11 protein-coding genes and 1 pseudogene are annotated in these 16,360 nt (G+C 42.5%); 7 read left to right on the top strand and 5 right to left on the bottom strand.

All coding sequences use genetic code 11. The annotated features are described in order from the left end of the window. The first annotated feature begins 214 nt into the window (after positions 1 to 214). From SHD_RS00505 to menE, 5 genes are all read left to right on the top strand, one after another. Entirely contained in the window at positions 215 to 1,183 is a 969-nt protein-coding gene (locus SHD_RS00505) for a LysR family transcriptional regulator (RefSeq protein WP_039976946.1), read from the top strand. 175 nt (positions 1,184 to 1,358) lie between these two features. Then, positions 1,359 to 3,080 carry a 2-succinyl-5-enolpyruvyl-6-hydroxy-3-cyclohexene-1-carboxylic-acid synthase gene (menD, locus tag SHD_RS00500; RefSeq protein ID WP_039976944.1) on the top strand — a complete coding sequence of 574 codons (1,722 nt, stop codon included), beginning with the start codon at positions 1,359 to 1,361 and terminating at the stop codon, positions 3,078 to 3,080. Further along, complete coding sequence (menH, locus tag SHD_RS00495; protein ID WP_039976942.1) at positions 3,080 to 3,883, top strand: 2-succinyl-6-hydroxy-2,4-cyclohexadiene-1-carboxylate synthase; 804 nt, start codon at positions 3,080 to 3,082, stop codon at positions 3,881 to 3,883. Before menD ends, menH begins: the two co-directional genes overlap by 1 nt. A 22-nt stretch (positions 3,884 to 3,905) precedes the next feature. Then, on the top strand, positions 3,906 to 4,955 hold the full coding sequence (menC, locus tag SHD_RS00490; protein ID WP_023265346.1) for an o-succinylbenzoate synthase: 1,050 nt from the start codon (positions 3,906 to 3,908) through the stop codon (positions 4,953 to 4,955). Between the two features lie 6 nt (positions 4,956 to 4,961). Next, positions 4,962 to 6,431: an o-succinylbenzoate--CoA ligase gene (gene menE / locus SHD_RS00485; RefSeq protein ID WP_023265345.1), complete on the top strand. Its 1,470-nt coding sequence runs from the start codon at positions 4,962 to 4,964 to the stop codon at positions 6,429 to 6,431. Between the two features lie 74 nt (positions 6,432 to 6,505). Here menE and SHD_RS00480 read toward each other — a convergent pair whose 3' ends face one another. Next, complete coding sequence (locus tag SHD_RS00480; RefSeq protein WP_023265344.1) at positions 6,506 to 7,738, bottom strand: EAL domain-containing response regulator; 1,233 nt, start codon at positions 7,736 to 7,738, stop codon at positions 6,506 to 6,508. Between the two features lie 316 nt (positions 7,739 to 8,054). Between SHD_RS00480 and SHD_RS00475 the strand changes: the two genes are divergently transcribed. Together SHD_RS00475 and SHD_RS00470 are read left to right on the top strand one after the other, a co-directional pair. Further along, positions 8,055 to 8,681, top strand: a complete 627-nt coding sequence (locus SHD_RS00475; RefSeq protein ID WP_023265343.1) for a response regulator transcription factor — start codon at positions 8,055 to 8,057, stop codon at positions 8,679 to 8,681. Further along, positions 8,678 to 12,268, top strand: coding sequence for an ATP-binding protein (locus SHD_RS00470; protein ID WP_023265342.1), 3,591 nt, complete (start codon positions 8,678 to 8,680; stop codon positions 12,266 to 12,268). The genes SHD_RS00475 and SHD_RS00470 overlap by 4 nt, the downstream gene beginning before the upstream one ends. A 47-nt stretch (positions 12,269 to 12,315) precedes the next feature. Here the strand turns inward: SHD_RS00470 and SHD_RS00465 are convergent, their stop codons facing one another. The 4 genes and pseudogenes from SHD_RS00465 to SHD_RS00455 form a co-directional block, all read right to left on the bottom strand. Then, positions 12,316 to 12,972: a fimbrial biogenesis chaperone gene (locus SHD_RS00465; protein ID WP_052030935.1), complete on the bottom strand. Its 657-nt coding sequence runs from the start codon at positions 12,970 to 12,972 to the stop codon at positions 12,316 to 12,318. A 58-nt stretch (positions 12,973 to 13,030) separates the two neighbouring features. After that, positions 13,031 to 14,410 (bottom strand): fimbrial protein, encoded by a 1,380-nt coding sequence (locus SHD_RS00460; RefSeq protein ID WP_023265340.1) that lies wholly within the window; start codon positions 14,408 to 14,410, stop codon positions 13,031 to 13,033. A gap of 13 nt (positions 14,411 to 14,423) precedes the next feature. Next, positions 14,424 to 14,672 (bottom strand): FimD/PapC C-terminal domain-containing protein, encoded by a 249-nt coding sequence (locus SHD_RS22160; RefSeq protein WP_235056911.1) that lies wholly within the window; start codon positions 14,670 to 14,672, stop codon positions 14,424 to 14,426. A gap of 42 nt (positions 14,673 to 14,714) precedes the next feature. Beyond that, positions 14,715 to 16,292, bottom strand: a pseudogene (locus SHD_RS00455) (fimbria/pilus outer membrane usher protein); the annotation flags it as partial. Positions 16,293 to 16,360: the final 68 nt, after the last annotated feature.

Genomic DNA, 16,360 nt, shown 5'->3' with positions numbered 1-16,360 from the left:
AACTGAAATTTGCCGAACTGAATGTCAAAAATTAAAATTTCAAATTAGTTTAATTATGTTTTTTGAAATATAAAAAAACAAATTCTAAACCCTTTGTTACACATAGATAAATTCAAGGTGTAAAACTTGAGACGGGATTCACATTAAATTAAATAAATAACACCATAATTAGGTGTTCTTTAAAGTATTTACTCAATATTAAGGAATATAAAAAATGCATATTAGTAACATGGACGGCCTCGATATTTTGAGTTTAAAAATACTTGTTTCATTATATGAGAACAAGTCTGCAACTTATGTATCAAAGGCATTGGATATTCCCGCACCCAAAATAAGTCGCAGCCTAAAAAATCTGCGGGAAGTGTTCGGTGATGAGCTTTTTATTCGTAAGAAATATGGCTTATTCCCTAATGAATTTGTCACTCACTTATATCCTATAGCTAAACAAACCATTGAATGTACTGATAAGTTTCAAAAGGTACGTGCCGCCAATGCTAACCATGTTAAAACCCATATTGAAATCGCAGCACCGGGGCTCATCGCCTATGCGTTTCCTAAAGCCCTAATGCAAGCCATCAAGGAAGAACAGAAATCTATCCATATTAATATTACCCCTTGGTCAATCCATACCACGCAGGACATCATCAATGGGGACACCACTTTAGGTATTTGCTGTAATAAGAGCACCGCTGATGTCGCCGCCTATGGCGACAAATTACAAACCACAACACTACAGCGCATGGACAAGGTTTACCTGATCGCTAGCCGCAATCATCCCATTTTTAAACGCGACATCACGCTTGAGAGCATCGCCGAGTATCCTTATGTCAACACAGATCTTGGCAACCCCAGCACTCGGCTCAGCCCGTATCAAGAATTTTGTATAAAAAACGGCATAAAACTCAATACTGAAATTACCATTACCAGTATTTCAAGCCTGTTTGAATACCTCGGCGAGAGCCAGACGATTTCCTTACTGCCATATCGAGTAGTTTACGAAATGGTGGCCGAAATACCTGAGCTACATACTTGTCAGTTATCGCAACTGGAGGCCGAGCGTTTATATGCAAATACCGAGGCGCCGACAATTTTCCTTGTGCAAAAAAATCAACCCAACAAAGCTAATGAGGAGTTACTCTGGTTAAGCGGACAAATTAAAAAAATCGTCGACAACATTATCTGATCGCTGATTTATAAACATTCGCCATCTTGTTATTCGAGGTGATAGGCATCCTGTGCCTTAGCTTAGGCTCCACCTCACCCTCCTGCGTACAACCCTAAGTTTTGTTAAGCCAGACATACATCTTAGCCGCCAAACACGTTACACTAAGCCCATCTTTATCCTGATTGATCTTGCTATGCGAACCGAAAACACAGCCACACTGAACCTAATGTGGGGCGCACTGATTCTGGAAGAATTAGCACGTCTTGGTGTGCAGCATGTCTGCATGGCGCCGGGCTCACGTTCGACACCGTTAACCTTAGCCGCGGCTCAGCAAACTAAGCTGAAACGTCACTTGCATTTCGATGAGCGCGGCTTAGGTTTTATGGCCCTCGGATTAGCCAAAGCCAGCTGCGCCCCCGTGGCAATTATCACCACCTCAGGCACGGCCGTCGCCAACCTGTATCCTGCGATAGTCGAAGCTTGGCTCACCCATGTGCCCTTGATTGTCTTAAGCGGTGACAGACCGCCAGAGTTACTCGGTTGTGGCGCCAACCAAGCCATAGTGCAACCGGCAATTTTTGCCAATTATGCCCAGCAGGTAAACCTGCCCACGCCAGATGCGCACATTGCACCGCAGATGTTGCTCACAACCCTCGATGAGGCGGTGGCAAACCAAACACGTCCAGTGCATATCAACTGCATGTACCGTGAACCCCTCTATCCGAGTGAGATGAATGGCAGCATTCTCGATAGCGAATCGCCTTATCTGAGGCCATTGCAAACTTGGTTACAACACGCCAGACCCTACACTCAATACGGTAAGAGTGAACAACTCAGCACCCCGAGCGATGACGCCATTATGCGTTTCGTCCACGGCAAGGGCGTCATCATCGCGGGTACGCTCACGCCGGAGCAAGATCCACAGCAGCTTATCGCCCTCTCACAAAAAATTGGTTGGCCCTTGCTGACCGATGCACAGTCGCAATTGCGGCAACATCCGGCGGCGATAGGCAATATTGACCAACTACTGCAACATCCCAAGGCGCGCAATCTGTTGCAAGAGGCGGATCGCGTGCTGGTCTTTGGTGGACGCTTATTGTCTAAGCGTTTGATTGCTTACCTTGCCGAGCAAAACTGGCACAGTTACTGGCAAGTGCTGCCACAGCAGGACAGGCTCGACCCAAGCCATAATGCCAAACACATTTGGCACGCCAACGCCGCGCAATTTGCTCTACTTAATTGGTATCGTTCCTCTTCGGCCAATTGGGCCAACACCTTAGTCACCTACAACGATGAATTGCATAGTTTATTTGTGCGTAATATCGATCAAGGTGAGTTTGGTGAGGCGCAGGTTATCCGCGCCATTGCCAATACGCGGCCGTTAGAGCAGCAATTGTTTATCGGCAATAGTTTGCCCGTGCGCTTATACGATATGTACGCCCCTGTGAGTTGTTGCACGGCCACCACATATACCAACCGCGGAGCCTCAGGGATCGATGGCTTACTGGCGACCGCTTGCGGTATTGCCGCACACCAAGGTAAACCCACAAGCTTGATTATTGGGGACTTATCCCAGCTGCATGATCTCAACTCTTTTGCCATTGCCCGCAGCTTAACCAGTCCGCTGGTGATCATTATTCTCAATAACGATGGCGGCAATATCTTTAATCTCTTGCCCGTTCCCAACGAAGAGCTGCGCAGTGATTACTACCGCTTAAGCCATGGTTTAGAATTTGGTTACGCAGCTGCTATGTTTAATCTGCCCTATAATCAAGTGGATAATTTAGCCGACTTCCAAAGCTGTTATCACGAAGCGCTCGATTATCAGGGCGCCTCGGTGATCGAAGTCAGTGTGAGCCAACATCAAGCCAGCGAGCAGATCGCCGCGCTTAATTTATGGGTGAAACAAAGCTAATGCCAACCGTGGCCCGTTACGGGGAAGTCTCGCAGCCAAACTTAGTCCTGCTTCACGGCTTTTTAGGGACTAAAACCGATTGGCTGCCGCTTATCCCCGAACTGAGCCAGCATTTTCACTGTATCTGCCTCGATTTACCTGGACACGGCGACAATCAGCACGAGCTGCCATCGACGCTCGCCAATGGTTTCGACTATTGTGTTCAAGACATTATCAGTCGCCTCGACCGCCTGGGTGTTGAATCCTTTTTTCTCTACGGTTATTCCCTCGGCGGCCGTATCGCCCTGCACCTTGCCAAGGCGTATCCGCAGCGCATTTTGAGCTTATGGCTAGAGTCCTGTCATCCCGGGCTAACTGATACCGCAGAGCAAGCCGCACGCAGTAAAAACGACAACCTGTGGGCCAAGCGCTTGCACAGCTTAAGCAGTCGAGATTTTTTACAGCTTTGGTATCAACAGGCAGTATTTGCCGATATGTCCGACAAGGCGCGGCATGCATTGATAGCCAAGCGCGCGGCGCTGCTCGACCAACATCCCAAGCAAACTCTAAAACAGATTTTTTTAGCCACATCACTGGCTCACCAAGCCTCTCTCTGGGATGTACCAGCAAGCCTTGCTTGCGAGAGCCATTTTTTTGCTGGCAGCCAAGATGCGAAATTCACTGCAATTGCAAAGGATTGGCAAGCACAACAACCCATCATCTTGCACCAGATTGAACAGGCTGGGCATAACATACATCAAGCCAATCCCGCGGCGTTAGTCGCTTGCTTAAGCGCACTCAAGCTTAAAAAATCGATGACTTGAAACAGATAAATTTAGGGAAAATATGATCTTAACTTCGCTCAGCTTGTCCTTATATCGCCTGCCCTTAGACCGCTTTTTACCCGTGGGGAAACAGCGTATCGACCATAGAACGGGCTTAGTGTTGCAGGCAAAAGCACGAGCAGAGGGTGAAGAAAGCGAGCAACTGGTTGAAATCGCGCCGCTCTCAGGGATTGATATCGACCAACAGCCATTGTCCGGCTTTAGCCGCGAGAGCCTAGATGAAGTACAGCAGGCCTTAGTGGCGCTATTGCCCAGCCTGCAAAACCAGTCTATCGATAGCTTGCTTGAGCAGGCCGAAGCGAGCTCTTATCCGTCTATTGCCTTTGGCTTAAGCCTATTGCATGCCAAACTCAGCGGAAAACTCGAGTCAGTGCGCCCAGTTACCAACATAGTGCCGTTGATTTATCAGCCGGCGGATGCGCCAAAATCCGAATTAATAGCAAGAATTGCGAGTCTCGATAGCGGCGTACACTCAGTCAAAGTGAAAGTCGCACAAACCTCAATGGAAGATGAGTTGGGCCTGATTTATGGCATCTTAGGCCAGAGACCCGATCTTAAGCTGCGCTTAGATGCCAACCGTGGCTTTAGCTTAGAGCAGGCCCTCGACTTTGCAGCCTGTTTACCGCTAGAGAGCATTGAATATATTGAGGAACCTTGCCAGCATCCGCAGGATAATCAAACCCTGTATCGCGCTATTCCTCTGCCCTTCGCCTTAGATGAATCCCTCAATGATCCGGATTATCAATTTGTGATGCATGAGGGGCTCACGGCGCTCATCATCAAACCCATGCTACTGGGCAGTATTGAAAAACTTCAGCGCCTTATCGATGAGGCCCACAGCCATGGCGTGCGCTGCATCTTAAGCTCAAGCCTTGAGGCCAGCTTAGGCATCAATGACTTGGCCCATTTAGCCGCCATACTGACGCCCGATGAAATTCCAGGGCTCGATACTTTGAGCGCCTTTAGCCAAGACTTAATCGTACCAAGCAACAAGCCACAATGCTTGAAGCCTCATCAACTTAAGCTTGTCGCCAGTACGCAGCAGGATTAATTGCCGATGTCCGAATCTCAAACATTGGCCTCATCCCAATCCGTTTCACGGCAAGGTATTTCGCCATTACATAGCGCCGCGCTCACCTCGCCCACACAAACGGCGGTTAAGTGCAATGGTCATGACATCAGCTACGCCCGCTTAAGCCATATGGTGCAGGGCTTGGGAGAACAGCTCACGCGCATAGGTGTTGGCCAAGGACAACCTCTGGCGTGTATTAGCCGTAATAATCTGGAGATGATTTGCCTGTATTGGGCCTGTGTGGATATTGGCGCTATCTTTTTTCCTATCTCGCCACGTTTTCCGCTGGCGCAAGTTCAAGGGCTTATCGATAGCCACCAAATTCCTTTTTATTGGAGCGAAGCGGAGTTGGCCTTGTCAGGCAGTCATCAGCTCACGCTGGATTATAGCCTCGACGTGAGTCCAAACAATGAGCAAGCAGCGATAGCTTTTGATATTTATCGCCCAAGCAATGTGATTTTAACCTCTGGCTCCAGCGGTTTTCCTAAGGCGGCCGTGCACAATCTTGCGAATCATATTGCCAATGCCGAGGGCGCTCGCAGTCTGATCCCGCTGGTCACAGGTGATGCTTGGTTGTTGTCGTTACCCCTGTTTCATATTGGCGGCCTCGCCATTCTCAACCGCTGCGCCTTAGTGGCGGCGACGGTAGTGCTGCCGGATCCGACTCTCCCGCTGCACGCACAAATCGAGCGTGACGGCTTAACCCATGCTTCCCTCGTACCGACACAGTTACTCAATCTACTCACAGATAAACAGGTTTCACTCAAGAGCATTAAAGCCCTGCTACTCGGCGGCGGCGCAATTTCTGTCGATTTGCTTAAACAGCTCGAACAGCGGCATATTGCCAGCTTTACCAGTTACGGCATGACAGAAATGGGCTCGCAAATCACCACAGGCCCAGCGCTAAGCGATGGCACCAGTGGCAAATTACTCCCAGGGCGTGAACTCAAAATTGTCGATGGGGAGATTTGGGTACGGGGAGATTGCTTATTTATGGGCTATCTCACGGATAAGGGAATCGAAAAACCACTCGATACCGAGGGTTGGTTTTATACCAAAGACAGGGGCGAGTGGGATGCTAACGGTAATCTTAAGATCTTGGGCCGCGTCGATAATATGTTTATCAGTGGCGGCGAGAACATTCAGCCAGAGGAAATTGAAGCGGCGCTCAAACTGCATCCGCTAATTGATGAGGCAATCGTCTTCCCTCAACCTGATGTCACCTTCGGCCAACTCCCCGCCGCCATTATTCGTGGTGACATTCTCCGCAGTGGAACTGTCGGCAGCAACACAAGCCAAGAAATGCGTGCAATAGAGGCCAAACTTGAAATCTTTCTCGCCGATAAAATCGCTCGCTTTAAACGACCGCGCCACTATTACCCTTGGCCAGAAAACCTTGAACAAACAAGCTTGAAAGTCAATCGATCGCTAATAGTTAAACTCGCTACATCGTAACCTAGAGCAAAGCGTGAAACTGGCATGGAAAGTGTGAACCAAAGTAGAGGTGTGACACTTAAAGGCTACTAGAACTAGGTACTTAGCCTAATGCCGTCTTCCATTTCTCTATCGAAAGGGAAAAAACGTTGTATAAAGGTATGCTCATCTATGGGGCGAGAGAAACAGAAGCCCTGACCAACAGTACAACCCAATTGCTGCAATAAGACCAACTGAGAGTTTGTTTCGATTCCCTCGATAACTAACTCCATGTTAAGTGCCTGAGATAATGCGATGACACTTGAAATCGCCGCCTGACATCGAGGTTCGACACCTAATTCCCTAACAAAACAACTATCTAGCTTAATTTGCGAGAATGGTAATTCGCATAATCTCGCGAGAGAAGAATGAGCCGCACCAAAATCATCTATCGCCAGCTCAAAACCTTGCATACGTAACCTGATCAGATTTTCCATATTCACCGCTGGGGCAGAGAGCAAACCAGTCTCAGTAATCTCTAGCGTGATACAGCGAGGGGGAATATTAAACCGCTTCACAATATCTACAATACGATAAACTAATTTGGTTGAATTGAGCTGAGAGATATCGAGATTATAAGCAAGCGATATCTGGTGGTTTTGGTTTAACAACTCTTGCTGTAATTGGCATCCTTGCTCGAATAACTGCAAAAACAACTCATCAAGCAGTCCATGACCAATCAATGGCTCAATAAACACGACAGGACTAAGTGTGCCGAGCTCGGGATGGATCCACCTCGCTAACACTTCGACACCCGCGAGACTAAAATCAGCCACATCGAATTTTGGTTGATAAAACCCCACAAACTGATGTTGTTCAAGTGCCAACTGAAAATCAGCGAATGAAAAATCTTTCGGCCTTATTTCAACTCTAGAAGGGGTTATGACTTTGCGTTTTTGAGTACGAGAATAAACAAATTTATCCAACATACTTTGCAAATTATCAACTGAAGGGCTTTTACTCAAATCGCCAAGATACTCAAAATTAAGCATTTTTATCATTTGAGATACAGCTCGCCTTAATTCCATATCAATACAACTAAATAAAGCTACTGCGCTAATACTGTATTTAGCTTTGGCCTTACGTAAAAATGATAAGCCATCGATTCCAACCATCATCAAATCACAAATGACAATATCGGCACTTTTATGAACATCGAGCCAAGTTAAAGCATCCTGAGCACAACCGAATGCGAATACCTCGACATCAGTAAACGACGCTAAGTTGTATTCAAGCACTGCACGCTGAAAGGGATGATCTTCTAAGACTATTACTCGAACCTTACTCATCAAATGTCCTTCAAACCTAACTAACTAAAATGTCATAGTATCCTTTCAAAATGAACTACAACTCCCAGTTGCAGATAAATTGCTATAATAAGATGCAAGTTGCTCCGCCAAGTGATACAAATTACAACATATGTGAAGCGCTTTATCTAAATGATAAAAGTCGTGAATAAAGGCACCTCATTTTGTCTATGCTACGATAAATTGGAAAACGAAATGACCGATCACCGCGTAGGAAATATCTGAACCGCGTTCTAGCGTTTCCTACAAGGGCTTACAAAGGATAAAATCTGTACATAATAGTTATGGAGTTTTATTAATGAAGAAAAAAATATTAATAGTAGATGATCATCCGGTTGTAGTCTTGGCGTTGAAAATCATTCTTGAGCAAAATAATTTTGAAATTACTGGGGAAACCAATAATGGTGTGGATGCACTGAGATTGATGAAAGAACTATCACCAGATGCAGTCATTCTAGACATTGGGATACCACAACTAGATGGATTAGAAGTAATAGAGAGATCACGAAAATTAACTAATAATCCACCCATATTAGTGTTAACCGCACAGCCATCTGAGCACTTTGTTTCTCGTTGCATTCAAACGGGAGCTTCTGGTTTTGTCTCTAAACAGAAAGACTTAACTGAGGTTATTGGTGCATTAAAAGCAATACTATCGGGACATTCCTACTTTCCAATATTAGCAAATAGCAATGTAATTTCTAAGTCAACTCAAGATGAGGCGGAATTAATTAAAAAGCTTTCAACTAGAGAAATGGTTGTATTGCAACAACTAGCAACAGGTTTATCGAATAAAGAAATTGCAGATAGAATGCTGCTTAGTAACAAAACAATCAGCACTTATAAAACCAGACTTTTAGAAAAACTTAATGCTAAAACGCTAGTAGATATAATAGAAATCGCGAAGAGACATAACTTATCATGAAATTTGCTACTATACTAAAATCCATTATTATATTAGCTATCATTATATTACCAATTCACAAATTAACTGCACATAATCTGGATAGTGATACTTTTTTACTTAAAGGACATCCTAATCTGGAAGCAGAGAAAACAGTATTAACTCAAGTAGAAGAAGAATACCTCCGTAATCTTCAAATCATCAAAATTGCGATTACAGAACCCAATTTCCACCCTTATGATATCGTTGACGAAGAAAGTCATTATTATCAAGGTATTAGCGCAGACTTTTTACAGTTAATAAAAGAGTCACTCCATACGCAGGTTAAAATAGTCCGTTTTAAAGTCAGAGAGGATGCAATCAATGCTGTAAAAAATGGAGATGTTGACTTACTTACCACGGCCAATAACTACGAAGAATATAATGGGTTAAAGCTATCCATACCTTATATTTCAGATCGACCTGCATTATTTAAAAATGTGATATTAAATACTGAAGTAAAAACGATCTCAATGGCTTATGATTATTTAGCGGATAGAGATGTTAAAGAATATTTCCCAAATAAAACGATTATTAATTACCCGACAAAACAGGCTGCAGTTGCAGCAGCCGCTTTTGGAAAAACAGATGCCGTTATCATGGATTTATCCTCAGCAAATTACATGATAAATAATACATTTTACAAGAGACTTCAGTTAGACGAATATGTACATATCGACTCTAAAGGTATTGCATTTGCAGCTAAAGATACAAATAAAACACTGCTGGAAATTTTTAACAAGGCAATAAAAACAATCTCTAAAGACGAAAGCCGACTGATTCGTAAACGATGGAGTGGTGGTGGGTATATTATTCCTGAAAAAAGCGAATTACCTGTATATAGTGAAGAAGAAAAAGATTGGATCAAAACAAATGGCAAAATAAATGTTGTTTTTAATGAGTATATGGCACCTCTTTCTTACCTTAATAGCTCCGGACATCCTGCCGGGTATGCGATTGAAATATTAGAATTGTTGCGACTATATTCAGGGTTAGATATAGACTATACCGCATCAAAAGACTTTAATGAACAACAAGAGCTAGTTTTAAAAAGTAAAATCCCGTATATAACTATATTAACACCAAATAATACCAGATCTAAAAAATTTGAATTTTCGTCGGAATTCTCGAGCTCACCTTATATAATTGCTCAAAGGAAAAATAGTGAAAAGATTAACGACCCTGTCATAGCTGTTCCCAAGGGGCATGCTATCGAAGCATATACAAGGCAACATCTTAAATTTAAAGATATAAACCTAACCTCTAATTTTATTGAAGCTTTAGATTCAGTAAAAAATAATGAAGCCGATTATACACTATTACCACTAAACATTGCAGACTATTATAACCATGGTTATTTTGATGACTCTCTTGAAATAAAAGAAATAGCGGACAACATTCCAAATGCAGCAGCTAACTTTGCTGTCAGAAAGAATGAACACATATTGGTTGACATTATTAACAAAACACTACTTGCGATACCGCCAAATGAATTACAAACGCTAGAAAATTACTGGAGAAGTAATTCTCTACCAGCTAAACAAACCTGGAAAGATTATCGTTATACAATTTACACAACGCTAATTGCATCATTAATATTGATCTTAGTATCAATTGGTTGGACACTTTATACCAGACAACACTACAGGCAGCGTTTAAAAGCCACTCGCGCTCTTGATGGTCAACTATTATTCATGCAACAGATCGTTGATGCTATTCCTCACCCTATCTATGTGAGAAATAAACAGCGTGAACTTACTATGTGTAATGAAAGTTATTTGAAAGCTTTCAATTCTTCACGTGAGGACTTATTACATAAAACGACTATTGAAGGCGTTAGCCGTTCTATAGAGGCTCCCATTGTTGACAAGGAATACATACAAGCCTTAGAGGATGGCATCCCTATTTTTAAAGACAGAGAACTACATATAGATGGTATCAAGTATAATATTTATCACTGGTTTAAATCATATGGTGATGATACGGGAAATATAGAAGGAATTATTGGGGGATGGATAGATGTTAGTGACCGCGCTAAGTTAATCAAGGAATTAAAAAATGCTAAAGATGTAGCAGATACTGCAAGTCAAGCTAAAAGCACATTTTTGGCAACTATGAGCCATGAAATAAGAACTCCAATGAATGCGATTATCGGAATGTTGGAATTAGCGCTTAAAAGCCCAAATTTACCTGTTTCAGAACTAAATACAATTAAAGTAGCTTACGACTCAGCAAATGGCTTACTTGAACTTATTGGTGATATTCTTGATATAGCACGTATTGAAGCAGGACAACTGACATTATCTCCTGTAAGAACTAATTTGAAATCGGTTGTCGCTTCAGTTGTGAGAGTTTTTGAGGGACTGGCACATCAAAAAGGATTATCACTAGAACTTAACTTTGATACTCGTGTTAATAATGACGTGTTAGTCGATCCTATGAGGATCAAACAAATACTGTCTAATTTAATTGGTAATGCGATTAAATTTACCGATGTTGGCAGCGTAAAAATTTCTGTGAGTTGCGCTAACCTGAGTCAAGGCCAATGTTCATTTATCTTCACTGTCATTGATTCAGGTATCGGAATATCACCTGAGGATCAGCAAAGACTCTTTACACCATTCTCTCAAGGGCATGAATCCCATATTAAATATGGTGGTACCGGATTGGGATTAATGATTAGTCGATCGCTATGCGAAATGATGGGTGGAAGATTAGAACTAAAGAGCCAGCTAGGTTCAGGAACAGAAATTAGAATGGAGTTGAGCTTAACGTTACTCGATGATATCCCTAAATTTGTAGAATCTCAGGTAACGGATCTAAATAAATTAGATCAGTCCTATAGCATACTTATAGTAGACGACCATCCAGCAAATAGATTATTACTTTGTCAGCAATTAAAATTTTTAGGCCACAATGTTATTGAAGCTGATAATGGAAAATCGGCAATTGATTTATTTAAAGAAAATGAAATTCAATATCTCATTACAGATTGCAACATGCCGGAAATGAATGGATATGAATTATGCAAAATAATTAGAAACATCGAAAAGGACTACTGTAATGTAGCCCCCGTGATTATAGGCTATACAGCAAATGCCCAAAAAGAGGTTAAAGAGGCATGTATAGAAGCCGGTATGAATGACTGCTTATTTAAACCAATAAGTTTACAAGAGTTAAATTATGTTCTGATAGCACATAGCCAAACTTATAGCAGTGACACTTCAGGACTCAGTTTTTCACCTGAAGTTGTGAATAACTTAACGGGTAACAATAAAGAACTGATTGTTAAGCTACTTATCGAACTTACAAAGAGTAATAAAACAGACCGAGAATCTTTAATTCAAGCAAAAAATAACAGTGACTACCAAATGCTTAAGGATGTTGCCCATAAGATTAAAGGCGCAGCAAGAATTATTGATGCAAAAAAACTTGTTGCATGCTGTGAATATCTTGAGCAATCAAACCATAATTCACTTGATAATTATTTCACATTGTTAATTAATGAATTAGAAAGATTGGACTGTGAAATAGCAGATTATATCGAAAAGAATAGTTCAGAAGAATAAATTTATTCCGTGAATTTAGCCCAGAGGCCACTGATGTGTTCTTTGGGCTAATACGTTAATTTGGCATTTTTAGAGTTTACAACACCGTCATCATCAATATAGTCAAACTTAATTGTTACATTTTTATTTTTAAGTGTTTTTTCTGAGCTAGTAATATTAATAGATTTACTCGAAAATGGTGATAAGATTTCCGGATAAATTTTAACCTCATTCAAACCATCTGATAGTAAAACCTGACTATACACAATAAAAAATGGTGAATCATTTTTTATCGTCAACCTATCGTTATTTAGCGCGAAATATTGTTTATCAAATCTAGTATCTTGCTCCGTTTTTAAATTAATTGGCCTTAAAAACACTTTAATTTGTGTTCTTATGGTTAAAATCATCAATTGATCACCAGAGCCAGCTTCATAGTTACTTGGCTCTGGAGGGATTTCATAGATGTTCAGCCAATACATTTCTTCCTGATCACGCTTTTCAGTGTGATTTAAATTGATCAATCGAATACTTTTATGTTCTCCTGGGGTGAACTTTAACATTCCAGGCACAACCATTATTGGCGCCTTAGTATTTTCTGGCGTAGCATCTATATCACCATCATCAACCCATAATTGAGTGATTACAGGAAAGTCATTCGTATTAGCCAATGTTAACTGTTGTGCTTGCTCATTGTCATACATAACGACTCTGGTTTTATCCATGACTACGCCTGCAATACAGTTTGTACTGGCCAACAAGATGAAGCCTAAGATAGCTATTTTATTGAACACGAATAAGCACTTGAGCCTGTGCATAATATTTACCTGCCGTAACGGTCACACCCGGTATTTTGGTTAATTTTGCCGTATAGGTTTCGTGCAAAATAGTAACTTTATTAATCGGATCATAGTCAATATTTGTACCAATGAATTTGCGCCAACCATCCTTACTGGAGTCATATATTCCCGTTCCAAGATCTGGGTAGGTTTTAATCACAAATGGTTGTGTAAGACCGTCTTCACGTTCCAATATCACCCCAACCCCTTGTGCATAACCTGGGCTCCCATAGTTTCGGCTCAACAGATGACTCACGGCGGCTTGATCTGTTAGTCCCATAGCTTTAGCCCTATTAAAGCTATTTGTATCAATCTTAAAGCCAACAGCAAAATTTCCAGCTTGAGTGCCCGAAATAAAATCCCCCTGACACCTATAGCTCAATGACATATTGACGTTTACAGAGTGACCCTGCTCAAGCTCCTTGATTGTAGTTGTAGGAAAAAGAACATAGGGAGCAACGCTACTTACGGAGCAAGTTCCTGGAGTACGTCTTACTAGCATTTGTTGGTAAAAACTAATATTACCGGGCCATTGCGCGTACCAACCTGGATAATGGGATATATGGTCAATACCCTCCGTGGGGTGAGTTATTCCCGGCCCACCAAACGCTAGATAACCTGCAGGCTGATTATAGCTATAACCACTCTCATAAGGCCGATTGACGACGCTGCTACCATTGATGCCTCTAACATCTCTGATCCTAAATAACTCTACTGTAATATCAGTGAAGTTTTTCGCTTTCACTAAAATACGACCTTCGGCATCTCGGTCTAACCCTGTCATTGCGCGCTTTTGCCAGATTCGCGAAAAATATTCACCACTCTGATTATTCTTAAGCCTTGCAACAACATTTTTTATGTACGTTGCGTACCCTCTATTCACACCATCAGCGACACCATCTTCATACATACCGCCATATGCGTTGTCCGCGTTTACTGAATAGTATTCAAAAATTTCATTCTCGTCCGCCGCATCACAACGATAGAGCACTTGTTCAGGATCATAACCCCCTCTTTGACCATAGGTAATAAAAGGCACTATGGATGACGCTAGCATTGTCCCATTTGGTTGAAATGCGGTATCCGAAATATTCACTATGGGTAAATTGAGGTCACCACGATTGGGGTCATGTGCACCATCCCAAATTGCGGTTTTACCATACAGTGGATCAACATAGGAGCCATTGGTTGGACTAGTGGTAGTGGTAGTGGTAGAGATACGTTGACATTTTGCATTCGCATCACTGGCTATTAATAGTCCTGAAGCCAACAAAAAGGTGACGGCAAACTTATAACGACTTTCGTAAGTTACACTATTAGACATATCCTATTCACTCCTAGATGCTTGACTGACAATTTACAGGCATACGCACCAGTTCGGACGATAACTCTGCTTCTGATAAGGCATAATCGAAACTACAAGCTTGTTCACTCAACTCACCCCAGGTCACTTTCAAATGCCCATTAGATGCAGGAGCACGGATATAGGCCATCCCAGCTTGGCCAACCATACCCAGTACTTGGCCATTTTCATCGACCACTTCAGCACCAATAGGAATAACACCGCCGTTAGTCTTTTGAGTCATAAACAACACGGCATAGCCTTCACGAGTTTCAAACTTCAACTTCACAATCGCCCCGGCATAGGGCGCAATCTGCTGCTGGGTCTCGAGTAATTCCGATTGCCCAAGCATGTTCCCAGAATCCAACGTCACACGATTCATTCTATAGGGTGTCAATGTAGGTATAACAGCATAACCAGCTGAATTAACTTCAGTTCCCCAGCTGTTAATCACTTTTGCCCCATTTGCGCCCTTGGCTTCAACAATTGCGAAGGTGTCACTTAAATTTTGGCTTAATGTCAAACCGCCAGCATGAGCAACAACAGCACCACTTATTCCTGCACTCATTTGTTGGTAAGAATCTGCTATTGAGTAACTGCCTGAAAGCGTAGCTTGGCTAAATCGCTTCTGTGTATTCACTCCAAGGCTCTTACTTGTACCATCATCACTCTGTAATGAAGCATTAACGCCATACGTCCAAGATTGGTCTTCCAACACAGTTCCAGATACGCCCATGTTGTAACTATTCATTCCACGCGATGAATGGCTGGCTCCCATATTTAACATGTTTGATTGCCTAGTCCCCAAGGGGATAGAAATCGTCAAACTCAGCAGATCTTCCTTGGTTCGTGGAGCGTTAAAATCTGTTAACGAGTCAAGATAATCATCGTTATAAGCATACTGCACTGGTACTTGACTCGAATATTGACGAGAGAATGTCAGCCCTAAACTCCATTGACCTAGATTGACCGAGTATCCGAGTTGTAGCTGGTCATCATCATCTCGACCATCCCTATATTGTCGTTTAGAGCCGCTGACATACAGAAAGCCGTAGTCATCAAGGCTTTGGTTAATACTCAAGCTCATCTCGCTTCGTTGCTTATAGGTCTCAGACGTGAAAATATCTGATCTTTCAAGCGCTTTTCGTACGCCTAAAACATCATTCAATTCGCGGAACGACTCAGTTGAATAATGATATCCAGCAAGTGCTACAGAGGTCCCCGTCTCAAAAGAACGACTATAGTTAACGCCTAAACGCCAACCATTCTCCCAATCATCAAGGCCAGCTTCCTTCGAGAGCCGAGAAAAAGAGTGGACAGCTGTAATACCAACGGCTCCCCACTCAGTCCCTAATACCGTTCCAAGGCTGAGTGCATAATAATCTTCACCAATCCGTCCACCCGAATTTAGGGTCAGCATATTGTTAATGCCGTACTCATAATTCAAATCGATAAAGTAATTACCAGACCCTAAATAATTCACTTCACCAGCAGATAAACCATATTGTGAGTGACCTTCCCGAATTTAACCGGGAACCGCACTAAACGGAACAGTAAAGTCAGAAATTTTCCCATCTGCCTCTGTGACTTCTACAATTAAATCACCTTCATAACTCGTCGGATATAAGTCATTGATCACAAATGGCCCTGCGGCGACAGTCGTTTGGTATATTGCAATACCATTCTGTTTAATAACAACTTTTGCAGTAGAATTAGCTAACCCTCGTACAACAGGCGCATAACCTCTCTGCGAGTCGGGTAGCATTCGATTATCCGTCTGCAACTGAAACCCAGTAAAAGGTAAACTCCCTAAGACATTACCTCGGGTATATGAATCACCCGCGAATTCAACTCCGAAGTGCACCACTCGCTAAATTAGGCTGCCTTGCGTAATTCATTGAATACCGCAACAGGTTGCCTGAAGCCGAGGCA

It is taken from the genome of Shewanella decolorationis S12 (assembly GCF_000485795.1).
Taxonomy (GTDB): Bacteria; Pseudomonadota; Gammaproteobacteria; order Enterobacterales; family Shewanellaceae; genus Shewanella; species Shewanella decolorationis.
The sequence above is the reverse complement of the archived record's forward strand: the minus strand, read 5'-3'. Positions and strand labels throughout refer to the sequence as shown.